A 24,962-nucleotide genomic window follows, 5' to 3' on the forward strand; every position below is an offset into this window, starting at 1 on the left:
AACGCGCATTGCCCGGCCGGCCTCACCCGCCGGTTTCGTCCTGGGTACGTGCGTTTTGTTGGCCGTACGGAAAGGACTCGATGACCGCCTATTCTTCAGATATGTGTTTTGCTCTTCGTCACGCCGCTGGTGCGCCGTGCCGCTTTGCCTTTGCTTGCCATCCTGAATGGGAGTGCGCACGATGACGCGTTCTGCGCAACCCGATTTCGCCGTTCTCGGCGGTGGCCTGTGCGGGCGGCTGGTCGCGTGGCGTCTCGCCGGTGAGGGGCATCGCGTGGCGCTGTATGAGCGAGGCGATGCCGCCGGTTCGCAAGCCGCAGCGTGGGTCGCCGCGGCCATGCTTGCGCCGCTCGCGGAAGCCGCGAGTGCCGAGCTGCTCATCACGCGCCTTGGCGCGAGTTCGCTCGATACATGGCCGCAAGTGCTTGCCGAGTTGCCCGAGCCGGTGTTCTTTCAGCGCAATGGCACGCTGGTCGTCTGGCATCACGCCGACCGCACCGAGGCACCGCTGTTCGAGCGCCGCGTGCGCTCCAATGCGCCGGCTGAATTGCTGGACGGCGGTTTCGTCACGCTGTCGGGCGCGCAACTCGGCGCCGCCGAGCCCGCGTTGGCGGGCCGTTTCAATCAGGGCTGGCTGTTGCCACATGAAGGCCAGCTGGATAACCGTCAGGTGCTGAGCGCGCTGGCTGCGGGCCTCGCGCAACGTGGCGTCGAAACGCACTGGAATACGGCGGTCGACGATCACGCTCTGCCGCCCGCCCGCGTCACGATCGACTGCCGCGGCCTCGGCGCGAAACCCGTGCTGCCCACTCTGCGCGGCATTCGCGGCGAAGTCGCGCGCGTGCATGCGCCCGGTATCAAGCTGACGCGGCCGGTGCGGCTGCTGCATCCGCGCTATCCGCTCTATATCGCGCCGAAGCAGGACGATCTCTACGTGATCGGCGCCACCGAAGTGGAAGGCGAGGACATGTCGCCGGTCAGCGTGCGCTCGGCCCTCGAACTGCTGAGCGCGGCGTTTTCCGTGCATCCCGGCTTCGGCGAGGCACGCATCCTCGAACTGAATTCGCAGTGCCGCCCAACTTTGCCGGACCACCGTCCGGCCTTGCTGTGGGATGGCGCGCAGACGCTGCGCGTGAACGGCCTGTACCGGCACGGCTACATGATCGTGCCCGAAGTCGCCGACGAAGCCGTGCGCTTCGCCGCGGCGCTGCTCGACGGCCGCATCGTCGACGCCGATGCTTTCGCCGACTGGCAGCGCGATGCGCGCTGGAGCGAGGTCTTTCAACTGGACGCCGCGCGGGAGCCGGCATGAGCGTTGCGCAAGTGGTCCACACCCAAACGAGCGCCGCATACCATGCCGCTTTCGCCATCGATTGAACCGTATTCGAACACCATGGACATTCATATCAATCAGAAGCCGTTGTCGCTACCCGAAGGCGCGACTGTCGCCGACGCGCTCGCCGTGTACGGCGCACGTCCGCCGTTCGCGGTCGCGCTGAACGGCGATTTCGTGGCGCGCACCCAGCATGCGGCGCGCGCGCTGCAGGCGGGCGACAAGCTCGATGTCGTGCAACCCGTGGCCGGCGGCTGAGCGCCTCGCCGGGATGCCCGATTGCAGGAAACCAAGGATTATGCAAATGACCTCCTCCCAAACTGCCGACGCGCTCACGCTCTACGGCCAGACCTTCGCGAGCCGTGTGCTGCTCGGCACCTCGCGCTATCCGTCGCTGCAATCGCTGTCCGATTCCATCGACGCGGCGCGCCCCGGCATGGTGACCGTCGCGCTGCGCCGGCAAATGAACGCAGGCGGCGCGGAAGCGGGCTTCTTCGACCTCCTCAAGCGCCACGGCGTACCGCTGCTGCCAAATACGGCCGGTTGCCTGACCGTCGGCGAGGCGGTGACGACCGCGCATATGGCGCGCGAAATTTTCGAAACCGAGTGGATCAAGCTCGAACTGATCGGCGACGACTATACGTTGCAGCCCGACCCTGTCGGCCTGATCGAAGCGGCCGCGCAACTGGTCAAGGACGGCTTCAAGGTGCTGCCGTACTGCACGGAAGATCTCGTGATCGGCCGCCGTCTGCTGGACGCCGGCTGTGAAGCGCTGATGCCGTGGGGCGCGCCGATCGGCACCGGCAAGGGCGTGATCAATCCGTACGGCCTGCGCGTGTTGCGCGAGCGGCTGCCGGACGTGCCGCTGATCGTCGACGCCGGACTCGGCGTGCCTTCGCATGCGGCGCAGGTCATGGAATGGGGCTTCGACGGCGTGCTGCTGAACACCGCCGTCTCACAGGCCACGCACCCCGACGCCATGGCGCGCGCCTTCGCGCTGGGCGTTGAAGCGGGCCGCCAGGCTTTTCTGGCGGGGCCGATGGCCGCGCGCGAAAGCGCGCACGCGAGCACGCCGGTGGTCGGCATGCCGTTCTGGCATCAAGACGGGAGCGCCGCATGACGCAGACTTTGACATTGAAGGATCGCGACCTCTTCTGGCCGCCCGCCGACGAACTCACTGAAGCCGCTGAGCGCATTCGCGCCCGGCTGGGCGACTGGCCGCCGACGCATGCGCAGTGGCGCATCTGTCTGACCGCGCCGGAGCAACTAAACGGCGGCGACCTGATTTTGATTGCCGACGCGCAGCAGCACGGCGAACAGATGGCGCGCTGGCTGGTGCACGGCGCTGGCGTGATCGAAGCCGCCGAGGAAAAGGCCACGCTGCATCTGGGCGGTGAAAAATACCGCCTGGAAGGCCATCTGGCGGAAGACTGGATTCCCGCGCTGGCGGCTTTCCTCGACTGCGGTTTCGATCCGCATGACGCGCTGGTCCTGGCGCTGGCCTGGCGCGACGGCGACGAAACCCGTGCCGACGACGCTTTTCCCGCCGATATCGCCCACTTTCCGCGTCTGGCCGGCTTGCCCGAGGCGCCGCCGCAGGCTTTTGCACGCTGTCCCGAGCGGCTCGGCCTGTATCCGGTGCTGCCGACCGCTGAATGGGTCGAACGGGTAGTGGGCTTTGGCGTGAAGACAGTGCAACTGCGCCGCAAATCCGCCGAACCCGCCGACGAATTGATGCGCGAAATCGCTCGCTGCGTGGCCGTTGGCCGCCAGTACGACGCTCAGGTCTTCATCAACGACCACTGGCAGGCCGCGCTCGAAGCCGGCGCGTACGGCGTCCACCTCGGTCAGGAAGACGTGCATACAGCTGACCTCGCCGCGCTCGCGGCGGGCGGCGTGCGTCTCGGCCTGTCGACCCACGGTTTCTACGAAATTCTGAAAGCGCTGCATTTCCGGCCAAGCTACATTGCACTGGGCGCGGTGTTTCCAACCACCACCAAGGTCATGCCGACCGAGCCGCAAGGCCTGCGGCGTTTGGCCCGCTACGTGCGACTGCTCGACGGCGTCGTGCCGCTGGTGGCGATCGGCGGCATCGACCTGCAGGTGCTGCCCGACGTGCTGGCGACAGGCGTCGGCTGCGCGGCCGTGGTGCGCGCGGTAACGGAAGCGGCCGATCCGGCGGCGGCCGTTTCTGCACTGCAACAAGCGTTTACGCAATAATCGTGAGAATTGGTTAAGGGTCAGGGCAGCGTCACGGCAACTTTTGCACGGTGGCCCTATAATTCGCCTTCCGTGTAAAAGGACTGTCAGTTTCGTGTCTTCCTCCCCCGAGACATTACTCGAGTTGCGCGACGTCGACTTCGGTTACGGCGACCGGCTCGTCCTGTCGAACCTGAATCTGCGCTTCAAGCGCGGCCAGGTGGTCGCGGTCATGGGCGGTTCGGGCTGCGGCAAGACCACGGTGCTGCGCCTGATTGGCGGTCTCGTGCGCGCGCAGCGCGGCGAAATCCTGTTCCACGGCCAGGACGTCGGCCGGCAAACGCGCGACGGCCTCTACGCGTTGCGGCGCAAGATGGGCATGCTGTTCCAGTTCGGCGCCCTCTTCACCGACATGTCCGTGTTCGACAACGTCGCTTTCGCGCTGCGTGAGCACACCGACCTTCCCGAAGAACTGATCCGCGATCTGGTGCTGATGAAGCTGAACGCGGTCGGCTTGCGCGGCGCGCGCGACCTGCTGCCGTCGGAGATCTCGGGCGGCATGGCGCGGCGCGTGGCACTGGCGCGCGCCATCGCGCTCGATCCCGAACTGATGATGTACGACGAGCCGTTCGCCGGTCTCGATCCGATCTCGCTTGGCATCACCGCGAACCTGATTCGCGCGCTGAATCAGGCGCTCGGCGCCACGTCGATCCTCGTCACGCACGACGTGCCGGAATCGTTCGCGATCGCCGATTACGTCTACTTTCTCGCCAATGGCGGGGTTCACGCCGAAGGCACGCCCGCTGAACTGCGGGAGTCGACCGATCCCACCGTGCGCCAGTTCATCGACGGCGCGCCGGACGGTCCCTTCAAATTTCACTATCCCAGCAAGACGCCGCTCGCGGCGGACTTCGGTATCGGCGGAGGTCAGCCATGATCAGTATGATCGGCCGCTCGGTGCTCGACGGGCTGGGCACGGCCGGCTACGCCACGCGTTTCTTTTTCCGGCTGCTGCTCGAATTTTTCCCGTTGTTGCGCCGTCCACGTCTTGTCACGAAGCAGATCCACTTCGTGGGTAATTATTCGCTGGTGATCATTGCCGTGTCGGGCCTGTTCGTCGGCTTCGTGCTCGGTCTTCAGGGCTATTACACGCTGAACCGGTACGGCTCCGAGGAAGCGCTCGGGTTGCTGGTCGCGCTGTCGCTCGTGCGTGAACTCGGCCCGGTAGTCACGGCGCTGCTGTTCGCGGGGCGCGCCGGCACGTCGCTCACGGCCGAAATCGGCTTGATGAAGGCAGGCGAGCAGCTGACCGCGATGGAAATGATGGCCGTGGACCCGGTCAAGGTCGTGGTCGCGCCGCGACTGTGGGCGGGCATCATTTCAATGCCGATCCTCGCCGCGATCTTCAGCGCGGTCGGCGTGCTCGGTGGCTATGTAGTGGGCGTTCTGCTGATCGGCGTCGATGCCGGCGCGTTCTGGTCGCAGATGCAGGGTGGCGTCGATGTCTGGCGCGACGTCGGTGCCGGCGTTGTCAAAAGCGTGGTGTTCGGCCTCGCGGTGACGTTCGTTGCGCTGTTTCAAGGCTATGAAGCCAAGCCGACGCCGGAAGGCGTGTCGCGCGCCACGACCAAGACCGTCGTGTACGCGTCACTTGCGGTGCTCGGCCTCGATTTTCTGCTGACCGCATTGATGTTCAGCTAAGGCTGCGCCGCACTTTTTTAGCTGGCGGCGCGTGATTCGACGCGCGCGGCGGAAGTGCCAACGGCGTGGCGGATTCACTTTGGGATAACGATGAAAAAGACTGCTCTCGACTTCTGGGTCGGCCTGTTCGTGGTGTTGGGTTTCGTGGCGTTGCTGTTTCTGGCGCTGAAGGCCGGCAACATGAGCTCGTTGTCGTTCCAGGCAACCTATCCGGTGAAGCTCAAGTTCGACAACATCGGCGGATTGAAGGCGCGCGCGCCCGTGAAGAGCGCGGGCGTGACGGTTGGCCGCGTTGGTTCGATCGGTTTCGATAGCAACGCGTACCAGGCCGTCGTCACGATCGATCTGGACAAGCAGTACCAGTTTCCGAAAGACACGTCGGCGAAGATCCTGACCTCGGGTCTGCTCGGTGAACAATACATCGGGCTCGAACCCGGCGGCGACAGCGAGATGCTCAAGGCGGGCGACACCATCTCCATGACGCAATCGGCGATCGTGCTGGAAAACCTCATCGGACAGTTCCTGTACAGCAAGGCTGCGGATTCGGGTGCATCCAAGCCTGGCGCCGCCGCGAGCACACCCGCGCCCGTGGCGCCGAGCCTGCCCGCGTCCGCCGCGGGCGCTCAATAAGGAGAACAAGAATGCAGATCACACGCATCAGGGCCGCGCGCGCTTTCCCGGTCGCGAGGCTAGCGCTAGCTGCAACGCTGCTCGCCGGTTGTACGACCGTGCAGACGCCGACTAAAGGCGACCCGCTCGAAGGCTTGAACCGCACCATGTTCACCGTCAACGACAAGATCGACCAGTACGCGCTCAAGCCGGTCGCGAAGGGCTACGTGTGGGCGACCCCGCAGCCGGTGCGCGACAGTGTGACGAACTTCTTCTCGAACATCGGCGACGTCTACATTGCGGCGAACAACCTGCTGCAATTGAAGATCACCGACGGTGTCGAAGACATCATGCGGATCGTGATCAACACGGTCTTCGGTGTGGGCGGTCTGTTCGACGTGGCGACGCTTGCCAAGCTGCCCAAGCACGACAACGACCTCGGCTTGACGCTCGGTCACTACGGCGTGCCGGCGGGCCCGTACCTCGTGCTGCCGCTGTTCGGGCCGAGCACCGTGCGCGACGCGGTCGGATCGATCGGCAATTACTATGTGAACCCGCTCAGCTACATTCATCCGGATGGTCTGAGCTGGGCGCTGTACGGCCTGAACGTGGTCAATACGCGCGCTAATCTGCTGAGCGCGAGCGATGTGCTTGAGGGCGCCGCGCTCGACAAATATTCGTTCGTGCGCAACGCGTATCTGCAGCGCCGTCAGTACCTGCTGTCCGACAACAAGCAGGCGCAAGGACTGCCGAACTACGGCGACGAAGCGCCGCTGCCGAACTACGGCGACGTCGACGGCAGCGCGGCGGGTGCGCCGACTGGCGCCGCGACGGGTACGGCCGGCGCGGCAGGCACGCCGGGTGCTGCTGCCGCGAAGGCGGCGCCGGCTTCCGGGGCGACCGCGGCAACGCCGCCGCAGGCGGCATCGGGCACGGCGGCAGCGCCGGAAGCCGCGTCGGGCAGCGTCGAATCGCCGCCGCTCGACCTCAACGGCGGCCCTGAAACGACGCAGATCCCGGCTGGCCAACTGGTTCCGCCCTCGCGTTTCAACTTTCCGTCATTCAAATTGCGTTGATCGTGCAGCCGTAACAGATCGATACGACTCTCGCAGTTTGCGCATGGATTGCGGCTGAACTCGCGTGTTAATGTCGGCTCCAACGATTGCACTATTTTTAAGGCAGGGCTCCATATGAAAAAATTGTTCTTGATTCCGTTTTTTGCCGCGCTGTTCTCATTTGCCAGCGCCAGCGTCTCGGCACAAACGGTCGACTCCAATTCCCCCGACGGCATGATCAAAACGGTCACCCAGCAGGTGATCGATGCAGTGCGTGCCGACAAGTCGATCCAGCAAGGCGACATTTCGCACATCACCACACTCGTGAACGAGAAGATCCTGCCGTACACGGATTTCCGTCGCACCACCCAGCTGGCGATGGGCCGCAACTGGCGCACCGCATCGCCGGAGCAGCAAAACGCAGTGGTCGAGCAGTTCAAGATGCTGCTGATCCGTACGTACTCGGGCGCGCTGGCCCAAGTGCGCGATCAGCAGATCCAGTACAAGCCGTTCCGCATGAACCCGGACGACACCGACACGGTGGTGCGCTCGGTCGTGATGAACAACGGCTCGCCGATCGAACTCGACTACCGTCTGTACAAGACGCCGCAAGGCTGGCGCGTGTATGACATCAATGTGCTCGGCGCATGGCTGATCCAGGCGTATCAGCAGCAGTTCAATGAGCAGATCCAGCAGAAGGGCGTGGACGGGCTGATCCAGTTCCTCACGCAGCGCAACCAGCAACTCGCCGCGGGCAAGCAGTCGTGAGCGAAGTGCTGAGCCCCGTCGCCAACCGCTTCGAGAGCGGCGCGACGCTGACCCACGCGAGCGCGAACGCCGCGCTCGCGGCGGGTTTGCAACGTATCGCGGCGGGCGCGAACGGCGTGGACTGCGCACCGCTCGCGCAATTCGATTCGTCCGCGCTGGCCGTCCTCCTCGCGTGGCAGCGTGCCGCCCAGGCGCGCGGCGGTGCGTTCGAAATCGTCAATCTGCCGGCTGGTCTCGCCAGCCTCGCGCAAGCCTACGGCGTCGATACCCTCTTATCGGCGCGACATTGACGCTCTGAGCGCGTCACTTCCAAACCTCCCGCCTGAGATAGGGCCACCGGTTTTTGCCCTATAATCAAACGTTTTTTGGGGCTCATAACCGGCCCCAATTCCGTTTCTTCCAGCATTTGTGCGCCCCCTCAGGGGCCCCTTTAGGCGCCGCGACGCACGCGGCCCACAGTCAATGTCAGCCATAGAAATTCGTAACGTCAAGAAGCGCTACAAGGACTTGCAGGCGCTCAAGGGCGTCAGCCTTACAGTTGAAGAAGGCGAGTTCTTCGGGCTGCTCGGTCCGAACGGCGCGGGCAAGACAACGCTCATCAGCATCCTCGCCGGGCTCGCGCGCGCCGATGAAGGCAGCATCGCCGTGCGTGGCCACGACGTCGTCAGCGATTTCCGCGCTGCGCGCCGCGCACTCGGCGTTGTGCCGCAGGAGCTCGTGTTCGATCCGTTCTTCACGGTGCGCGAAACCTTGCGCATCCAGTCCGGCTACTACGGTCTGCGCAACAACGACGCGTGGATCGACGAGATCATGGCCAATCTCGACCTCACCGACAAAGCCGACGCCAATATGCGCGCACTGTCGGGCGGTATGAAGCGCCGCGTGCTGGTCGCGCAGGCGCTCGTGCACCGGCCGCCGGTGATCGTGCTCGACGAGCCGACCGCGGGCGTCGACGTCGAATTGCGGCAAACGCTGTGGAAATTCATTTCGCGCCTGAACCGCGAAGGCCACACTATCGTGCTGACCACGCACTATCTGGAAGAAGCCGAATCGCTGTGCGACCGCATCGCCATGCTGCGTCGCGGCGAGGTCGTGGCGCTCGAGCGCACCAGCACGCTGCTGCAACGTTTTGCCGGCATGCAACTGTTCCTGCGGTTCGCGCAAGGCGTATTGCCGGCCGATCTGCGTCCGCTCGAAGTGGAGAGCGGCACGGGCAACGGCAACGGCCGCCAGCATCTGTTGCGTCTTGCAAGCTACGACGACGTCGAAAAAATTCTCGCGCAGTGCCGCACGGCGGGCTGCACATTCGAAGAAATCGAGGTCCGCAAAGCCGACCTCGAAGATGTGTTCGTTCAGGTAATGAACGGTCCGGAAGTGATCGAGGGGCTTGCATGAGCGGTTTCCGTACGCTGTTTTACAAAGAGCTCCTGCGGTTCTGGAAGGTGGCGTTCCAGACGGTGCTGGCGCCGGTCATTACCGCGCTGCTCTATCTGACGATTTTCGGCCACGCCTTACGCGGTCACGTGCAGGTCTATCCGGGCGTCGAATACACGAGTTTCCTGATTCCGGGTCTCGTGATGATGAGCGTGCTGCAGAATGCATTTGCCAATAGCTCGTCCTCGCTGATCCAGTCGAAGATCACGGGCAACCTGGTGTTCGTGTTGCTGCCGCCTCTGTCGCACTACGAGATGTTCGGCGCCTATGTGCTCGCGGCCGTGGTGCGCGGTCTCGCCGTGGGTTTCGGCGTGTTCATCGTGACGATCTGGTTCGTGCCCGTCAGCTTCACCGCGCCGCTGTTCATCATTCTGTTCGCCATTTTCGGCGCGGCGATTCTCGGCACGCTGGGTTTGATCGCGGGTATCTGGGCCGACAAATTCGACCAGCTCGCCGCGTTTCAAAACTTTCTGATCATGCCGCTCACGTTCCTCTCGGGCGTGTTCTACTCGACTCACACGCTGCCACCGGTGTGGCGTGAAGTGTCGCGGCTCAATCCCTTTTTCTACATGATCGACGGCTTTCGCTACGGGTTCTTCGGGATGTCGGATATCAATCCGCTCGTGAGCCTCGCGATCGTCGCCGGTTTCTTTGTGGTGCTGGCCGTGGTGGCGATGCGCATGCTCGCTTCCGGCTACAAACTGCGCCACTGATCAGGAGCTTCTCTCATGTTGCCGACTCCCGAACAGGTCAAGCAATACATCGCGGCTGGGCTCGCCTGCCAGCATCTCGAAGTCGAAGGCGACGGCCAGCATTTCTTTGCGACCATCGTTTCGCCGAGCTTCGAAGGCAAGCGTCTGATTCAACGCCATCAACTCGTGTACGCGGCGCTCGGCGACCGCATGCGCGAAGAAATCCACGCGCTCAGCATGAAGACGCTGACGCCCGCCGAATGGCAGAACGCGTAATCTGGAAATTTAGTGCGAATTACTCAAGAAGGGCGCGACGCCGGTAGCGGCGCGCCGAACACAGTCAAAGCAGCCCCGGCCGAAGTCCGGGTCAATCAGGAACTGACAGGCATGGATAAACTCGTCATTGAAGGTGGCTACCCGCTGTCGGGTGAAGTCGTCGTCTCGGGTGCGAAGAATGCGGCGTTGCCGATTCTGTGCGCGGGTCTGCTGAGCGCGGAGCCGGTGCATCTGGACAACGTGCCCGACTTGCAGGACGTGCGCACGATGCTCAAGCTGCTCGGCCAGATGGGCGTGCAGATCGAGAGTGGCGAAGGCCGCGTGTCGCTGAACGCGTCGAAGGTGGATAACCTCGTCGCGCCGTACGAAATGGTCAAGACCATGCGTGCGTCGATCCTCGTGCTCGGCCCGCTGGTCGCGCGCTTCGGTCACGCGCGTGTCTCGTTGCCGGGTGGCTGCGCGATCGGCGCGCGTCCGGTGGATCAGCACATCAAGGGCCTGCAGGCCATGGGTGCCGAGATCACGATCGAGCACGGCTTTATCGAAGCCCGCGCGAAGCGTCTGAAAGGCACGCGCATCGTCACCGACATGATTACCGTGACGGGCACCGAAAATCTGCTGATGGCAGCCGTGCTGGCTGAAGGCGAAACCGTCATCGAGAACGCGGCGCGTGAGCCGGAAGTCGGCGATCTCGCGCATCTGCTGGTCGCGATGGGCGCAAAGATCGAAGGCATCGGCACCGATCGCCTCGTGATTCAGGGCGTCGACAAGCTGCATGGCGCGAAGCACACGGTGATTCCCGATCGTATCGAAGCCGGCACGTTCCTGTGCGCGGTGGCGGCAGCCGGTGGCGACGTCACGCTGCGTAAAGTGCGTCCGCTGATTCTCGAAGCGGTGACCGAAAAGCTGCGCGAAGCCGGCGTCACGGTCGAAGAAGGCGACGACTGGATGCGCGTGCGCATGGACAAGCGTCCCAACGCGGTTACGTTCCGCACCTCCGAATACCCGGCGTTCCCGACCGACATGCAGGCGCAGTTCATGGCGCTGAATACGATCGCGAACGGCACCTCGCAAGTCGTCGAGACGATCTTCGAGAATCGCTTCATGCACGTGCAGGAATTGAACCGGCTCGGCGCGAACATCACGATCGACGGCAACACCGCGCTCGTGAGCGGCGTCGAGCAGCTCTCCGGCGCGAAGGTCATGGCGACCGATCTGCGCGCGTCCGCGAGTCTCGTGATCGCCGCCTTGCGTGCCGACGGTGAAACGCTGATCGACCGGATCTATCACCTCGACCGCGGTTACGACCGGATGGAAACCAAGCTGACCGCTATCGGCGCGAAGGTGCGCCGTGTCTCGGGGAGCCAGGCATGAGCGCGATGCCGCAAACTTCGTCGTCGCCGGCGGTGAGCGCGCCGCTCACGCTAGCGTTGTCGAAAGGGCGTATCTTCGAGGAGACGTTGCCGCTGCTCGCCGCAGCCGGCATCGAAGTGGCCGAAGATCCGGAAACCTCGCGCAAGCTGATCCTGCCGACCACGGACGCCAATGTGCGCGTGATCATCGTGCGCGCCACCGACGTGCCGACCTATGTCGAATACGGCGCGGCCGACTTCGGCGTGGCGGGCAAAGACGTGCTGCTCGAACATGGCGGCAGCGGCCTGTATCAGCCGGTCGACCTGGATATCGCGCGCTGCCGCATGTCGGTCGCGGTCGCGGCCGGTTTCGATTATGCGAACGCGGTGCGCCAGGGCGCGCGCTTGCGCGTGGCGACCAAGTACGTTGAAACCGCGCGCGAGCATTTCGCCGCCAAGGGCGTGCACGTCGATCTGATCAAGCTGTATGGCTCGATGGAACTGGCGCCGCTGGTCGGCCTGGCCGACGCGATCGTCGACCTGGTGAGCTCGGGCAACACCTTGCGCGCCAACAATCTTGTCGAGGTGGAGGAGATCATGCAGATTTCGTCGCGCCTCGTTGTGAACCAGGCGGCGCTCAAGCTCAAGCGCGCCGCGTTGCGGCCGATCCTCGACGCGTTCGAACGCGCGTCGAAAGCCGGCTCGACGACAGCCTGATACTGATCGTGCTGGTGTGACCACGTTCTAGAGCGCGCCTTACCGAAACGGATACCCGTATGTCTATCAAGATTCGCAAACTCGATTCCACTGCTCCCGACTTCCAGAAGTCGCTGCACGCGGTGCTCGCGTTCGAGGCGAGCGAAGACGAAGCAATCGAGCGCTCGGTCGCGCAGATTCTGAACGACGTGAAGGCGCGCGGCGACGCCGCGGTGCTCGAATACACGAGCCGCTTCGACCGTGTCGAAGCCAGGAGCGTGAGCGCGCTCGAACTGCCGATGGCGGAGCTGGAAGCGGCGCTGGAAGGTCTGGAGCCGAAGCGCCGCGCGGCGCTCGAAGCGGCGGCGGCGCGGGTGCGCGGCTATCACGAGAAGCAGAAGATCGAATGCGGCAGCCATAGCTGGCAATACACGGAAGCCGACGGCACCGTGCTCGGCCAGAAGGTCACGCCGCTCGATCGCGCGGGTATCTACGTGCCGGGCGGCAAGGCGGCGTATCCGTCGTCGGTGCTGATGAACGCGATTCCGGCGCGTGTGGCCGGCGTGCGCGAAATCGTCATGGTCGTGCCGACGCCAGACGGCGTGAAGAATCCGCTGGTGCTCGCTGCCGCGCTGCTGGGCGGCGTGGATCGCGTGTTCACGATCGGTGGCGCGCAGGCGGTCGGCGCGCTCGCGTACGGTACGGAAACGGTGCCCGCGGTCGACAAGATCTGCGGTCCCGGTAACGCTTATGTCGCGTCGGCCAAGCGCCGGGTATTCGGCACAGTCGGTATCGACATGATCGCCGGGCCGTCGGAAATCCTCGTGTTGTGCGACGGCACCACCGACCCGCGCTGGGTGGCGATGGACCTGTTCTCGCAGGCCGAGCACGACGAACTCGCGCAGTCCATCCTGCTGTGCCCGGACGACGCGTTTATCGGCCGCGTGAAAGACGCGATCGACGAGCTGCTGCCCACCATGCCGCGCCGCGACGTGATCCAGGCGTCGCTGGAAGGCCGCGGCGCGCTGATCAAGGTACGCGACATGGAGCAAGCCTGCGCGATCGCCAACGACATCGCGCCGGAACACCTCGAAATTTCGGCGCTGGAGCCGCAGCAGTGGGGCCAGCTGATCCGCCATGCCGGCGCGATCTTCCTCGGCCGCTACACCAGCGAAAGCCTCGGCGACTACTGCGCGGGGCCCAATCACGTTTTGCCTACGTCTCGTACCGCACGGTTCTCGTCTCCTTTGGGCGTCTATGATTTCTTCAAGCGTTCAAGCGTGATCGAGGTCAGCGCGGAAGGCGCGCAGACGCTCGGCGAGATTGCCGCCGAACTCGCTTACGGCGAAGGCCTGCAGGCGCATGCCCGCAGCGCCGAATACCGGATGCGGCAAAACGGCTGAGCGCGTTGAATCCGGCGTTCGAACCGCGGGCATCGAGCCGATGCCCGCGAACGCCAGCGACGGATTGCGCGCGGTTCCACGTTCAATAACGACAACAGAGACCAACCTGGGGCGGCCAGCATGCCGCCGACGCCGGGCCGGCGTTTCCTCGCGGCCCGCTCCACCGACCTATGACGACACCTCAAGACATCATCCGCCGCGACGTGCTCGCGATGACGAGCTATCCGGTTCCGGACGCGACGGGCTATATCAAGCTCGACGCGATGGAAAACCCGTTCCCGCTGCCGCCGGTGCTGGCCGCGCATCTGGGCGAGCATCTGGCCGGGGTCGCGCTGAACCGCTATCCGGCGCCGCGCCCGGATGCGCTGATCGAGAAGATCAAGCGTGTGATGAAAGTGCCCGCCGGCTGCGACGTGCTGCTCGGCAACGGCTCGGACGAAATCATCAGCATGGTGTCGGTCGCGTGCGCGCAGCCGGGCGCCAAGGTGCTCGCGCCGGTGCCGGGCTTCGTGATGTATCAGATGTCGGCGAAACTGGCGAATCTCGAGTTCGTCGGCGTGCCGCTGAAGGCGGATTTGACGCTCGACACCGAAGCGATGCTGGCCGCGATCGCCGAGCACCAGCCGGCGATCGTTTATCTCGCGTATCCGAACAACCCGACCGGCACGTTGTTCGACGACGCCGACATGGAGCGGATCATCGCTGCGGCCAATAAGAGCCTCGTGGTGATCGACGAGGCCTACCAGCCGTTCGCGCAGCAAAGCTGGCTGCCGCGCGCCGACGCGTTCGACAATGTCGTGGTTATGCGCACGGTGTCCAAGCTCGGTCTGGCCGGCATCCGTCTCGGGTATCTGGTCGGCAAGCCGGCCTGGCTGACCGAATTCGACAAAGTGCGGCCTCCGTACAACACCAACGTGCTCACGCAAGCCGCCGCCGATTTCCTGCTCGATCACATCGACGTGCTCGATTCCCAAGCCGCGCAATTGCGTGAAGAACGGACGAAACTCGCGCACGCGGTGGCCGAATTGCCGGGCGCCGAAGTGTTCCCAAGCGCCGGCAACTTCCTGCTGGTGCGCGTGCCGGATGCATCAGTCCTGTTCGAAACGCTACTGGCGGCGCGGGTTTTGATCAAAAACGTGAGTAAAATGCATCCATTGCTGGCCAATTGCGTGCGTTTGACCGTCGGTTCGCCGGAAGAAAACGCGCAGTTGCTCGCCGGACTGAAGCTCGTATTGCATTGAAAGCGTGCCGAATGGCCGCGCAAACGCTTGTCCCGACTGCGGAAAGCACGCGCGGCCCGACGTTTTCCCATCCCACCTACCTATCGCTTTCTAGCTAGATTCGAGGAATTACCATGCGCCTTGCGGAAGTCGTTCGCAACACCAGCGAAACGCAGATCCGTGTGAAGATCAATCTGGACGGCACCGGTCAGCAGAAGCTGGCCACCGGTGTGCCGTTTCTGGACCACATGCTCGACCAGATCGCGCGGCATGGATTGTTCGACCTCGAGATCGAAGCGCATGGCGATTTGCATATCGACGACCATCACACGGTCGAAGACACCGGCATCACGCTCGGCCAGGCCGTTGCGAAAGCGATCGGCGACAAGAAGGGCATCCGCCGTTACGGCCATTCTTACGTGCCGCTCGACGAAGCGCTGTCGCGTGTCGTGATCGACTTTTCCGGCCGTCCGGGGCTCGAATTCCATGTGCCGTTCACGCGCGCGCGTATCGGAACGTTCGACGTCGATCTATCCATCGAATTTTTCCGCGGCTTCGTGAATCACGCCGGCGTGACGCTGCATATCGACAACCTGCGCGGCCTGAACGCTCATCACCAGATGGAAACGGTGTTCAAGGCGTTCGGGCGTGCGTTGCGCATGGCTACCGAACTGGACGAACGCGCGGCGGGGCAGATTCCGTCGACCAAGGGCAGCCTTTAAGCGCTCATTAGCTGGCTCATTTACCTGGACCGGGAGCGGCGCCGATTGCGCTCGCGCCCGGTGTGCGATGGACATTCTGAAGTCGTTTATTTCGCTGCTGGCGCTGATCAACCCGGTCGGCGCCATTCCGTTTTTCATGAGCCTCACGGCGAATCAGAGCGACGCCGAGCGGCGCAGGACCATCCGGATCGCGGCGATTTCGGTGTTCTGCGTGATTGCGGTGACCACGCTGCTCGGGCAGCAGATCATCAGCTTCTTCGGCATTTCGGTCGGCTCGCTCGAAGTGGGCGGCGGGATCATCATGCTGCTGATGGCGATCAACATGCTGAACGCGCAGATCGGCAACAGCCGTTCCACGCCGGAAGAGCGCCACGAAGCCGAGCAGAAGGACAACATCGCGGTCGTGCCGCTGGCGATTCCGCTGTTGACCGGTCCGGGCGCGATCAGCACCACGATCATTTATGCGGCCGGTTCGGCGCACTGGTACGACCGGATCAGCCTCGTCGCGATCGGCGCGGTGTTGGCGGCGATCTGTTTTTTTTCGCTGCGCCTCGCCGAACCGATTGCCCGCTGGGTCGGTCGCACGGGTATCAACATCGGTACGCGGCTCATGGGTTTGATGTTATCGGCGCTGGCGGTGGAATTCATCGTCGATGGATTGAAGGCATTGCTGCCTAACTTGAAATGAAAACTTCGATAGCGATTGTGGATTACGGAATGGGCAACCTGCGTTCGGTTGCCCAGGCGCTGCGCAAAGCCGCGCCGGAAGCGGATGTGGCGATTGTCGACCGGCCGGAAGCGATTCGTGCCGCCGACCGCGTGGTGCTGCCAGGCCAGGGGGCGATGCCCGACTGCATGCGCAGTCTCGGCGACTCCGGCCTGCAGGACGCGGTGATCGAAGCGTCGCGCAGCAAGCCGCTAATGGGCGTGTGCATCGGCGAGCAGATGCTGTTTGACTGGAGCGCGGAGGGCGACACGCCCGGCCTCGGCCTGCTGCCCGGCAAGGTGCTGCGCTTTGACCTGGAAGGCCAACTGCAGGACGACGGCTCGCGCTTCAAGGTCCCGCAAATGGGCTGGAACCGCGTGCGTCAGACGCAGCCGCATCCGCTGTGGGACGGTGTCGCCGACAACGCGTTTTTCTACTTCGTGCACAGCTACTACGTGGTGCCGGACAACGCCGCCCATACCGCGGGCGAAACGGTCTACGGCGTGCCCTTTACCTCGGCGGTGGCGCGGGATAACATCTTCGCGACCCAATTCCACCCGGAAAAGAGCGCCGAAGCGGGGCTGCGCGTGTATCGCAACTTCGTGCACTGGAACCCGTGAGCGCCTTTCTTCATCCTGTTGCCGTGCGTCGCTCCGCCATAAGCGGAACGGGCGCCGTGCGCCACAATGGCGACACCACGATTTCGCTTGCCCACGACGCCACGCAAGGGCGTCGAAAGAGTTGTACTAAACTAGCGAAACGGCGTCCCGGCGGGCTGGACCTTCAGCCGCTCGCGCCGACCCTCAACCCATTCCCAGACAACACCCGATTGCTATGCTGCTGATTCCCGCCATCGACCTGAAAGACGGTCAGTGTGTACGCCTCAAACAGGGCGATATGGACCAGGCGACGATATTTTCCGAGGAACCGGCGGCGATGGCCCGACATTGGGTCGATCGCGGTGCCCGGCGTCTGCACCTCGTCGACCTGAATGGCGCGTTCGCCGGCAAGCCGAAGAACGAAGACGCGATCCGCGCGATCATCGAAGAGGTAGGCGGCGAGATTCCCGTTCAGCTGGGCGGCGGCATTCGCGACCTGAATACGATCGAGCGCTATCTGGACGACGGTTTGTCGTACGTGATCATCGGCACGGCGGCGGTGAAGAATCCCGGCTTTCTGCAGGACGCCTGCACGGCGTTCGGCGGCCATATCATCGTCGGGCTGGATGCGAAAGACGGCAAGGTCGCAACCGACGGCTGGAGCAAGCTGACCGGTCACGAAGTCGCCGATCTCGCGCGCAAGTTCGAGGACTACGGCTGCGAGTCGATCATCTACACCGACATCGGCCGTGACGGCATGCTGCAGGGCATCAACATCGAAGCAACGGTGCGTCTCGCGCGCGCGGTGAAGATTCCGGTGATCGCGAGCGGCGGTTTGTCGAACCTCGCGGACATCGAATCGCTGTGCGAAGTTGAAGACGAAGGCATCGAAGGCGTGATCTGCGGCCGGGCCATCTACTCGGGCGATCTCGACTTCGCGGCGGCGCAAACCCTCGCAGACCGGCTGCGCGAATCGGACGACGCTTAAGGCGGGGAGGCGGGGCCGGCAGGCTCGCCGCTCGCGCCTCGTGCGTTCGTGGGCTCGGCGCCACGGTGAGCGAATCACCGGCGTCCGAGCAGTGCGGCCTGACACCGGCATACCGTCTCGAGCCGGTTGCGTGGAACTCACCGGCGGCGTGGCTCGCCGCGCCGGCACTGTGCCGCTCGTCCAGGCGAGCGGCCTCATCAGCGGTATTGGCAGAATTGCAAGATCATGGCTCTAGCTAAACGCATCATCCCCTGTCTCGACGTCACGGCTGGCCGCGTGGTCAAGGGCGTCAACTTCGTCGAACTGCGCGACGCGGGCGACCCCGTCGAAATCGCCCGCCGTTACGACGATCAGGGCGCGGACGAACTCACCTTCCTCGACATCACTGCGACCTCGGATCAGCGCGACCTGATCCTGCCGATCATCGAAGCGGTCGCCTCGCAAGTGTTCATTCCGCTGACGGTCGGCGGCGGCGTGCGCGCCGTCGAAGACGTACGGCGCCTGCTGAACGCGGGCGCGGACAAGATCAGCATGAATTCGTCGGCGGTGGCGAATCCGCAGCTCGTGAAAGACGCAACGGACAAATACGGTTCGCAATGCATCGTCGTGGCGATCGACGCGAAGCGCGTCTCCGTGCAAGGCGAAACGCCGCGCTGGGAAGTCTTCACACATGGCGGGCGCAAGGCAACCGGTCTGGATGCGGTCGAATGGGCGCGCAAGATGGCCGAACTCGGCGCCGGCGAAATCCTGCTGACCAGCATGGATCGCGACGGCACCAAGAGCGGCTTCGACCTCGCGCTCACGCGCGCGGTGTCCGACGCGGTGCCGATCCCGGTGATCGCCTCGGGCGGCGTGGGCAATCTGCAGCATCTGGCCGACGGTATCAAAGAGGGCCACGCGGACGCGGTACTCGCCGCGAGCATTTTCCACTACGGCGAACACACCGTGGGCGAGGCCAAGCGCTTCATGGCCGATCAAGGCATTTCGGTGAGGTTGTGACGTGGTGAATCCCTCGGCAATCAATTGGCTCGACAAGGTCAGGTGGGACGCGAACGGCCTCGTGCCCGTGATCGCGCAGGAAGCGTCGACAAACGACGTGCTGATGTTCGCGTGGATGAACCGCGAAGCGTTGGCGAAAACCGTCGAAACGGGCCGTGCGGTGTATTTCTCGCGATCGCGTCAGCGGCTGTGGTTCAAGGGCGAAGAGTCCGGCCACGTGCAGCATGTGCATGAACTGCGGCTCGATTGCGACGAAGACGTCGTGCTGCTGAAAGTGGAGCAGGTGTCGGGCATTGCCTGCCACACCGGCCGCCACTCGTGCTTTTTCCAGAAATTCGAAGGCTCGGTGGAGGATGGCGACTGGGTCGCCGTCGATCCGGTGCTGAAAGACCCCGAACACATCTACAAATGACGCAATCCACGCAAACCACGTCGGCTAACCCCGCTTCCACGACCGACACGCTGCTGCGCCTCGCGGCGATCATCGACAGCCGCAAAGGCGGCGATCCGGACGTCTCGTACGTGTCGCGCCTGTTCCACAAGGGCGACGACGCGGTGCTGAAGAAGATCGGCGAAGAAGCCACGGAAGTCGTGCTGGCCGCCAAAGATGCGCGCCACGGCGGCGCGCCGAAGGCGCTGGTGGGCGAAGTCGCTGACCTGTGGTTTCACTGTCTCGTGATGCTGTCGCACTTCGATCTGAGCCCGGCGGACGTGCTCGCCGAACTCGAGCGCCGTGAAGGCATGTCGGGCATCGAGGAAAAGGCGCTGCGCAAGAGCCGCGACCGCGAGCAGAACGGCGACTGAGCGGCGACTGAGCGGCGGCGATCCGCCGCCGTCTTGAAGTGGCGAGCATCGGCGCCCATATTGCACTGAACACATCTGACGCGCATCCTCGGGAGGACGCAAGCATGGAACAGTCGCACGAAAGCTATCCGCCGCCGGCTTACCGCAATGCCCTCGAACCGGAACGCGAGCGCAGCCTGCGCACGCTCACCCACGTGCTGTATGCGCTGTACGCGGTCCACTGGCTGACAGGCGGCCTGACGATCCTGATCGCGATCATCATCAACTACGTGAAACGGCCCGACGTGGTGGGCACGCCCTACGAAGCCCATTTCGAATGGCAGATCCGCTCTTTCTGGATGGCGCTGCTGGGTTATGCGATTGGCGGCGTGCTGCTGTTCGTCGTGATCGGCATTCCGGTACTGTGGGCCGTGAGCATCTGGATGTTGTACCGTATTATCAAAGGCTGGCTGTATCTGTACGATAACAAGCCGCTCGCGAATCCGTGTGGCTGGTTCTGAGTTTCGTCCGACTGTTGCCGGGCCTGACATGAACTGCGCCGCGCACCCTTCGCGCTCCAGCCATACTGCGTCAGGAATACGATGAGCCACGACCCGAACTGCCTTTTCTGCAAGATCGCCGCCGGCGAGATCCCGTCGACCAAAGTCCACGAAGACGAAGAGTTCGTCGCCTTTCGCGACATTCGTCCAGCCGCCGAAACGCATGTGCTGGTGATCCCGCGCAAGCACATCGCCACGCTGTCGAATTGCACCGAAAGCGATGCACCGCTGCTTGGTAGAATGCTTGTCTTGACCGCGCGTCTGGCGGATCAGTTGGGCGTGGCGTACACCGGTGGCGAAACGGGCTTTCGCACGGTAATCAATACCGGTCCCGGCGGCGGGCAAGAGGTGTATCACATTCACGCACATATTCTCGCGGGACCTCGCCCCTGGCAGCGCATGGGCTGACAGGGCAACGCTGACAGGGCATCGCGGCGGCGCGGCGAGTTTTGTTCGTGGACAATAGCGCGAGCGTTGTTTTTGCCGCATTGTAACGACGCCGACGCGATCGTCTGGCCACAATGACATTCCGTGTCGCGGGTTGAATCGGAAGAACTCGCGGTAACGTATAGATGAAGCGCACGCGCTTCGATTCACGCCGCAAGGCGCACGAGTTTCGCCGCATCATGGTGCGGTATCGGGGTTAAGGAGAGTAGTCATGGGTTCGTTGAGCATTTGGCATTGGCTGATCGTGTTGTTGATCGTGGCGCTCGTCTTCGGCACGAAGAAGCTGCGCAATATCGGCACCGATCTGGGTGGCGCGGTGAAGGGCTTCAAGGAAGGCATGAAGGAAGCCGAAACGCCGGCAGGCGAAGCGCAACAGCGCGAACTGCCGCGTAACGGCGCCGTGGATGTGGATGCGAAGGAAAAGGCGCCGCGTTCCGGCGATTACCGCTAAGCCGCGGCTTAACCGCGTTACTGACGGACATTCCACTTCATGCTGGACCTCGGTCTAACCAAGATGGCGCTGATCGGCGTCGTCGCGCTGGTCGTACTCGGGCCTGAGCGCCTGCCACGCGTCGCCCGTACGGCCGGCGCGTTGTTCGGCCGCGCGCAGCGGTATATCAACGACGTGAAGGCCGAAGTCACGCGCGAAATCGAACTCGACGAACTGCGTCGTATGAAAAGCGAGTTCGAGGCCGCCGCGACCAACGTCGAAACCTCTGTTCAGGACAATCTGCGCAAGCATGAGGGCGAGCTGAACGACGCGTGGAACAGCGGCACGTCGGTGTCGCCGAGCATTGCGGGCGGCGCGCTCGAAGACGTTGGCAACGCAGGCAATACGTCGTGGCCGAGCAGCACCCCGGCTGCGGCGCCCAAACGCAAGAACTGGCGCGTCAAGCAGACGGCCATGCCCACCTGGTACAAGCGCGCGACCACGCGCCGCACGCGCGTGCAGTCGGGTGCGGCGCGCGTGGCGCGGCATACGCCGGCCACCATGCGTCGTCCGACGCGCTTCTTCTGATGATCAGAACGACAATCTCTAACCGAGGGCCGGTGTGAGCGACCCCCAGCAAACCCAGGACGAAGGCACTGAAGAGACCTTCATTTCCCACCTCGTAGAATTGCGCGACCGTATCATTCGCGCCGGCCTTGCCGTCATCGTGGTGTTCGTGGGACTCGTGTATTGGGCGCCGGATATTTTCCGGTTGCTGGCGCGGCCTCTGATGCAGAACTTGCCGAAGGACGGCAAGATGATCGTCACCGACGTAACCGGCTCGTTCTTCGTGCCGATGAAGGTGACCATGCTGGTGGCCTTCGTGATCGCACTGCCGATCGTGCTGTACCAGATCTGGGCGTTCGTCGCGCCGGGTCTTTATCAGCATGAGAAGAAACTGGTCGGGCCGCTGGTCGGCAGCAGCTACACGCTATTCCTGTGCGGCATGGCGTTCGCGTACTTCGTGGTGTTCCCGACCATTTTCCGCGTCATGGCGCACTACAACGCGCCGCTCGGCGCGGAGATGACCACGGACATCGACAATTACCTGAGTTTCGTGCTGACCATGTTCATCGCGTTCGGCGTGACGTTCGAAGTGCCGATTGTCGTGGTACTGCTGGTTCGCATGAACGTGGTCACGCTCAAGAAGCTCAAGGAGATCCGTCCGTATGTGATCGTCGGCGCGTTCGTGATTTCGGCCGTGGTCACACCGCCGGACGTGTTCTCGCAACTGATTCTGGCGATCCCGCTGATCGTGCTGTACGAAGCGGGGATTATTGCGGCGCGGTTGATTGTGGGTAAGCAGCCGGCGGTGATTGAGGACGCGGGCGCGTCGGATTAATGCTTAGGCGTGAATAAAACGAAAAGGGCGGTCTATTGCAGACCGCCCTTTTTATTGCGCGCTCGTTGCTCGCGGTTAATTCATCCGAAGCTTTCGTGAGTCCACAATCATTTATCGATCGGCCATTGGATACAACGGCCCTGTAAAAGCAAAGGTTCACCTGTGAAGACAGAGACTTGGAGCAGTCTGAAAGCGTTTGTTGCGGAAGATGCCGGAAAACCGATTGTCGGTCGGCTCCAACTGGCGAGGGACACGGACCTGTATCACGATCTGGATATGGATCCAGCGCGTATCGCGGAATTTATCAAGAGATGGGCCGCACGCTTCGGCGTGGATGTGGGCGGTTTCGATCTGCACTACCATTACCCGGCTGCGAAGCTATACATTGGCCCTTTCTTCGCCACCATGGCCAAGTCGCCGTTCAGCGCCAGTGCGCGCGAAACCCTCGGCGGTAGATCGCTCACGCTCGGCATGCTCGAAGAGGCAATGAAAGCGGGGCGGTGGCAAGCGTAGCTCAACACGACCTGGCCCCCGCGTACCTCAACCCCCATCATCATCCTGCTGATCACCACCACCGCCGTTGTCCTCAACCGGTTGTTTCGGTGGAGGCGGGCGTTTGCCGATGGTGACGTCCAGATCCATCTCACGGCTCTTGCGCACGAGGTGCACCTTCGCCGCCGTGCCCGGTTTGATCTGCGCGATCACATTCAGCAGGCGAGTGGTGTCAGTGATCTCCTGCCCGTTCACGCTCACAAGAATATCGCCCGGCTTGATGCCGGCACGGTCCGCAGGGCCGTTCTTCAGCACACCCGCGACAATCGCCCCAGACTTCTGCTCCAGCCCGAACGATTCGGCGATTTCCGGCGTGACGTCCTGCGGCTCGACGCCGATCCAGCCGCGCGTGACCGAACCCGTGGTGATGATGCTCTCCAGCACGCTGCGCGCCGTCGACACGGGAATCGCGAAGCCAATGCCGAGCGAGCCGCCCGAGCGCGAATAGATGGCGGTGTTGATGCCGAGAAGGTTGCCTTTCACGTCGACCAGTGCGCCACCCGAGTTACCCGGGTTGATGGCCGCGTCGGTCTGAATGAAGTTTTCGAACGTGTTGATACCAAGGTGATTGCGCCCGAGCGCGCTGACAATACCCATAGTCACCGTCTGGCCGACGCCGAACGGATTGCCGATGGCGAGCACTACGTCGCCCACGCGCGTCTGGTCCATGCGGCCGAGCGTGATGGTGGGCAGGTTGGTCATGTTGACCTTGAGCACGGCCAGATCTGTTTCCGGATCGACGCCGATCACTTTCGCATTCGTGGTGCGGCCGTCGGCCAGCGCAATTTCGATCTGGTCGGCGCCGTCCACGACGTGCTGGTTCGTTAGAATGTAACCTTCCGAACTCACTATCACGCCGGAACCCAGATTCGACGCGGGCTGTTCCTGCTGCTTGCGCTTATTCTTGTCGCCGAAGAAGTAGCGGAACAGCGGGTCTTTCGCACGCGGGTCGGGTGGCAGTGAGCCATCCTTGCTGGAGAACACATTGACGACCGCGGGCATGGCCTTTTGCGCGGCGTCCGCATAGGACGCCTGGGCTGGGCCGCTGCCGATGCCTGGCGCCACTTCCCGCAGGGCGACGATCGGTTCGGCGAGTTGCTTGCCGAATTGCCCTTGGCGCTGCAGCCACTGCGGTTTGAGCGTCGCAATGATGAACATGAGCGCCAACAGCACGGTCACCGCTTGGGCAAAGAACAGCCAAAAGCGTCTAAGCATCTGAAGACTAGAGGTTTATATGGATCGGATCGAACTTGAATTGTACTTGAACAATCTCCTTGAAACCGCGCGCTTCAAGGACTATTGCCCCAATGGACTGCAGGTCGAAGGGCGTCGCAAGATCAATAAGCTCGCGACCGGCGTGACCGCTTCGGCGGCCTTCCTGGAGGCCGCGCTCGACTGGGGCGCGGATGCCGTGCTGGTCCATCATGGCTACTTCTGGCGCAACGAGGCGCCGCAGATCACCGGCCGCAAATATGCGCGTCTGAAACTGCTGATCGCCAACGAACTGAATCTGTTCGCTTATCACCTGCCGCTCGACGACCATCTCGAGTTCGGCAACAACGCGCAGATCGGCGCGAAGATGGGCTGGATCAGCGACGCGCGCTTCGGCGAGAATGACCTCGGCTGGCTCGCCACGTTTCCGATGCCGATCACGCTCGCTCACTTCACCGCGCAAGTCGAGCAGACACTCGGCCGCACGCCGCTCGTGTTCGGCGACGCGGATCGCGAACTACGCCGCGTGGCCTGGTGCACGGGCGCCGCGCAAGGCATGTTCGACGCGGCCATCAACGCGGGTGCCGACGTCTACCTGACCGGCGAAGTGTCGGAGTCGGTCATGCACACCTCGGCGGAAAGCGGCGTCGCATTTCTCGCGGCCGGCCACCATGCAACGGAGCGCTTCGGCGTGCAGGCGGTGGGCAAGCATCTGTCCGAGCAGTTCGATATCGAACACCTCTTTATCGATATCCCTAATCCCGTTTGAATCACCGGATTTACGTAAAACGCATTAGCGAAGCAAAAGGCACGAATAACGCAGA

The 24,962-nt window shown here is 63.3% G+C and carries 32 protein-coding genes; 31 read left to right on the plus strand and 1 reads right to left on the minus strand.

Translation table 11 applies throughout. The features are described 5' to 3' along the window. The first annotated feature begins 181 nt into the window (after window positions 1-181). The 30 genes from AC57B1_RS10485 (at window position 182) to AC57B1_RS10630 (ending at window position 22,887) form a co-directional block, all read left to right on the plus strand. The gene (locus tag AC57B1_RS10485) at window positions 182-1,312 is read left to right on the plus strand and encodes an FAD-dependent oxidoreductase (protein WP_496417475.1); all 1,131 of its coding nucleotides are present in this window, start codon (window positions 182-184) and stop codon (window positions 1,310-1,312) included. Window positions 1,313-1,393: 81 nt separating this feature from the next. After that, window positions 1,394-1,591 carry a sulfur carrier protein ThiS gene (gene thiS / locus AC57B1_RS10490; protein ID WP_091800983.1) on the plus strand — a complete coding sequence of 66 codons (198 nt, stop codon included), beginning with the start codon at window positions 1,394-1,396 and terminating at the stop codon, window positions 1,589-1,591. 46 nt (window positions 1,592-1,637) lie between these two features. Further along, the gene (locus AC57B1_RS10495) at window positions 1,638-2,453 is read left to right on the plus strand and encodes a thiazole synthase (RefSeq protein WP_496417476.1); all 816 of its coding nucleotides are present in this window, start codon (window positions 1,638-1,640) and stop codon (window positions 2,451-2,453) included. Then, window positions 2,450-3,553 carry a thiamine phosphate synthase gene (thiE, locus tag AC57B1_RS10500; protein ID WP_496417477.1) on the plus strand — a complete coding sequence of 368 codons (1,104 nt, stop codon included), beginning with the start codon at window positions 2,450-2,452 and terminating at the stop codon, window positions 3,551-3,553. The genes AC57B1_RS10495 and thiE overlap by 4 nt, the downstream gene beginning before the upstream one ends. Window positions 3,554-3,647: 94 nt before the next feature. Further along, window positions 3,648-4,469, plus strand: a complete 822-nt coding sequence (locus AC57B1_RS10505; protein ID WP_091798466.1) for an ABC transporter ATP-binding protein — start codon at window positions 3,648-3,650, stop codon at window positions 4,467-4,469. After that, window positions 4,466-5,233, plus strand: coding sequence for a lipid asymmetry maintenance ABC transporter permease subunit MlaE (gene mlaE / locus AC57B1_RS10510; RefSeq protein ID WP_408353097.1), 768 nt, complete (start codon window positions 4,466-4,468; stop codon window positions 5,231-5,233). The genes AC57B1_RS10505 and mlaE overlap by 4 nt, the downstream gene beginning before the upstream one ends. Before the next feature lie 90 nt (window positions 5,234-5,323). Further along, window positions 5,324-5,863: an outer membrane lipid asymmetry maintenance protein MlaD gene (gene mlaD, locus AC57B1_RS10515; protein ID WP_408353095.1), complete on the plus strand. Its 540-nt coding sequence runs from the start codon at window positions 5,324-5,326 to the stop codon at window positions 5,861-5,863. 11 nt (window positions 5,864-5,874) lie between these two features. After that, window positions 5,875-6,918, plus strand: a complete 1,044-nt coding sequence (locus AC57B1_RS10520; RefSeq protein WP_408353093.1) for an MlaA family lipoprotein — start codon at window positions 5,875-5,877, stop codon at window positions 6,916-6,918. Between the two features lie 114 nt (window positions 6,919-7,032). Further along, a complete protein-coding gene (locus tag AC57B1_RS10525; RefSeq protein ID WP_496417478.1) occupies window positions 7,033-7,665 on the plus strand; it encodes an MlaC/ttg2D family ABC transporter substrate-binding protein in 633 nt (210 codons plus the stop codon). Next, window positions 7,662-7,955, plus strand: coding sequence for an STAS domain-containing protein (locus AC57B1_RS10530; RefSeq protein WP_408185651.1), 294 nt, complete (start codon window positions 7,662-7,664; stop codon window positions 7,953-7,955). The genes AC57B1_RS10525 and AC57B1_RS10530 overlap by 4 nt, the downstream gene beginning before the upstream one ends. A gap of 172 nt (window positions 7,956-8,127) precedes the next feature. Continuing rightward, window positions 8,128-9,060, plus strand: a complete 933-nt coding sequence (locus AC57B1_RS10535) for an ABC transporter ATP-binding protein (RefSeq protein ID WP_091798486.1) — start codon at window positions 8,128-8,130, stop codon at window positions 9,058-9,060. Further along, window positions 9,057-9,812 (plus strand): ABC transporter permease, encoded by a 756-nt coding sequence (locus AC57B1_RS10540; protein ID WP_091798489.1) that lies wholly within the window; start codon window positions 9,057-9,059, stop codon window positions 9,810-9,812. Before AC57B1_RS10535 ends, AC57B1_RS10540 begins: the two co-directional genes overlap by 4 nt. A gap of 15 nt (window positions 9,813-9,827) precedes the next feature. Continuing rightward, on the plus strand, window positions 9,828-10,067 hold the full coding sequence (locus AC57B1_RS10545; protein WP_006052280.1) for a BolA family protein: 240 nt from the start codon (window positions 9,828-9,830) through the stop codon (window positions 10,065-10,067). A gap of 111 nt (window positions 10,068-10,178) precedes the next feature. Beyond that, on the plus strand, window positions 10,179-11,441 hold the full coding sequence (gene murA, locus AC57B1_RS10550; protein ID WP_496417479.1) for a UDP-N-acetylglucosamine 1-carboxyvinyltransferase: 1,263 nt from the start codon (window positions 10,179-10,181) through the stop codon (window positions 11,439-11,441). Continuing rightward, entirely contained in the window at window positions 11,438-12,136 is a 699-nt protein-coding gene (hisG, locus tag AC57B1_RS10555; protein WP_091798495.1) for an ATP phosphoribosyltransferase, read from the plus strand. The genes murA and hisG overlap by 4 nt, the downstream gene beginning before the upstream one ends. A 59-nt stretch (window positions 12,137-12,195) precedes the next feature. Continuing rightward, window positions 12,196-13,518: a histidinol dehydrogenase gene (gene hisD / locus AC57B1_RS10560; RefSeq protein WP_091798498.1), complete on the plus strand. Its 1,323-nt coding sequence runs from the start codon at window positions 12,196-12,198 to the stop codon at window positions 13,516-13,518. A 170-nt stretch (window positions 13,519-13,688) separates the two neighbouring features. Continuing rightward, entirely contained in the window at window positions 13,689-14,759 is a 1,071-nt protein-coding gene (gene hisC, locus AC57B1_RS10565) for a histidinol-phosphate transaminase (RefSeq protein WP_408353086.1), read from the plus strand. A gap of 113 nt (window positions 14,760-14,872) precedes the next feature. Continuing rightward, complete coding sequence (gene hisB / locus AC57B1_RS10570) at window positions 14,873-15,460, plus strand: imidazoleglycerol-phosphate dehydratase HisB (protein ID WP_007180208.1); 588 nt, start codon at window positions 14,873-14,875, stop codon at window positions 15,458-15,460. A gap of 67 nt (window positions 15,461-15,527) precedes the next feature. Continuing rightward, the gene (locus AC57B1_RS10575; RefSeq protein WP_408215335.1) at window positions 15,528-16,148 is read left to right on the plus strand and encodes a MarC family protein; all 621 of its coding nucleotides are present in this window, start codon (window positions 15,528-15,530) and stop codon (window positions 16,146-16,148) included. Then, window positions 16,145-16,786, plus strand: coding sequence for an imidazole glycerol phosphate synthase subunit HisH (gene hisH, locus AC57B1_RS10580; RefSeq protein ID WP_091798507.1), 642 nt, complete (start codon window positions 16,145-16,147; stop codon window positions 16,784-16,786). Before AC57B1_RS10575 ends, hisH begins: the two co-directional genes overlap by 4 nt. Before the next feature lie 214 nt (window positions 16,787-17,000). After that, complete coding sequence (hisA, locus tag AC57B1_RS10585; RefSeq protein WP_042329166.1) at window positions 17,001-17,753, plus strand: 1-(5-phosphoribosyl)-5-[(5-phosphoribosylamino)methylideneamino]imidazole-4-carboxamide isomerase; 753 nt, start codon at window positions 17,001-17,003, stop codon at window positions 17,751-17,753. Window positions 17,754-17,978: 225 nt separating this feature from the next. Further along, window positions 17,979-18,752 carry an imidazole glycerol phosphate synthase subunit HisF gene (hisF, locus tag AC57B1_RS10590; RefSeq protein ID WP_408185655.1) on the plus strand — a complete coding sequence of 258 codons (774 nt, stop codon included), beginning with the start codon at window positions 17,979-17,981 and terminating at the stop codon, window positions 18,750-18,752. A 1-nt stretch (window position 18,753) separates the two neighbouring features. Then, window positions 18,754-19,164 carry a phosphoribosyl-AMP cyclohydrolase gene (hisI, locus tag AC57B1_RS10595; protein WP_177205060.1) on the plus strand — a complete coding sequence of 137 codons (411 nt, stop codon included), beginning with the start codon at window positions 18,754-18,756 and terminating at the stop codon, window positions 19,162-19,164. Continuing rightward, a complete protein-coding gene (locus tag AC57B1_RS10600; protein WP_091798513.1) occupies window positions 19,161-19,556 on the plus strand; it encodes a phosphoribosyl-ATP diphosphatase in 396 nt (131 codons plus the stop codon). The genes hisI and AC57B1_RS10600 overlap by 4 nt, the downstream gene beginning before the upstream one ends. Window positions 19,557-19,660: 104 nt before the next feature. Next, entirely contained in the window at window positions 19,661-20,056 is a 396-nt protein-coding gene (locus AC57B1_RS10605; RefSeq protein ID WP_496417480.1) for a DUF4870 family protein, read from the plus strand. Between the two features lie 81 nt (window positions 20,057-20,137). Next, window positions 20,138-20,503, plus strand: a complete 366-nt coding sequence (locus AC57B1_RS10610) for a histidine triad nucleotide-binding protein (RefSeq protein ID WP_091798519.1) — start codon at window positions 20,138-20,140, stop codon at window positions 20,501-20,503. 250 nt (window positions 20,504-20,753) lie between these two features. Then, window positions 20,754-20,993, plus strand: a complete 240-nt coding sequence (gene tatA / locus AC57B1_RS10615; protein ID WP_007180217.1) for a Sec-independent protein translocase subunit TatA — start codon at window positions 20,754-20,756, stop codon at window positions 20,991-20,993. 39 nt (window positions 20,994-21,032) lie between these two features. Next, on the plus strand, window positions 21,033-21,560 hold the full coding sequence (gene tatB / locus AC57B1_RS10620) for a Sec-independent protein translocase protein TatB (protein ID WP_091798523.1): 528 nt from the start codon (window positions 21,033-21,035) through the stop codon (window positions 21,558-21,560). A 34-nt stretch (window positions 21,561-21,594) separates the two neighbouring features. After that, window positions 21,595-22,374 (plus strand): twin-arginine translocase subunit TatC, encoded by a 780-nt coding sequence (tatC, locus tag AC57B1_RS10625; RefSeq protein WP_091798526.1) that lies wholly within the window; start codon window positions 21,595-21,597, stop codon window positions 22,372-22,374. 162 nt (window positions 22,375-22,536) lie between these two features. Then, window positions 22,537-22,887: a DUF1493 family protein gene (locus AC57B1_RS10630; RefSeq protein ID WP_496417481.1), complete on the plus strand. Its 351-nt coding sequence runs from the start codon at window positions 22,537-22,539 to the stop codon at window positions 22,885-22,887. Between the two features lie 27 nt (window positions 22,888-22,914). Here AC57B1_RS10630 and AC57B1_RS10635 read toward each other — a convergent pair whose 3' ends face one another. Next, the gene (locus AC57B1_RS10635; RefSeq protein WP_091798532.1) at window positions 22,915-24,141 is read right to left on the minus strand and encodes a Do family serine endopeptidase; all 1,227 of its coding nucleotides are present in this window, start codon (window positions 24,139-24,141) and stop codon (window positions 22,915-22,917) included. Between the two features lie 19 nt (window positions 24,142-24,160). Between AC57B1_RS10635 and AC57B1_RS10640 the strand changes: the two genes are divergently transcribed. Then, entirely contained in the window at window positions 24,161-24,907 is a 747-nt protein-coding gene (locus AC57B1_RS10640) for a Nif3-like dinuclear metal center hexameric protein (protein ID WP_408353082.1), read from the plus strand. The last annotated feature ends 55 nt before the right edge of the window (window positions 24,908-24,962 follow it).

The sequence above is a fragment of the Paraburkholderia sp. BGA-UO-ETr-F21 genome, from assembly GCF_059567925.1.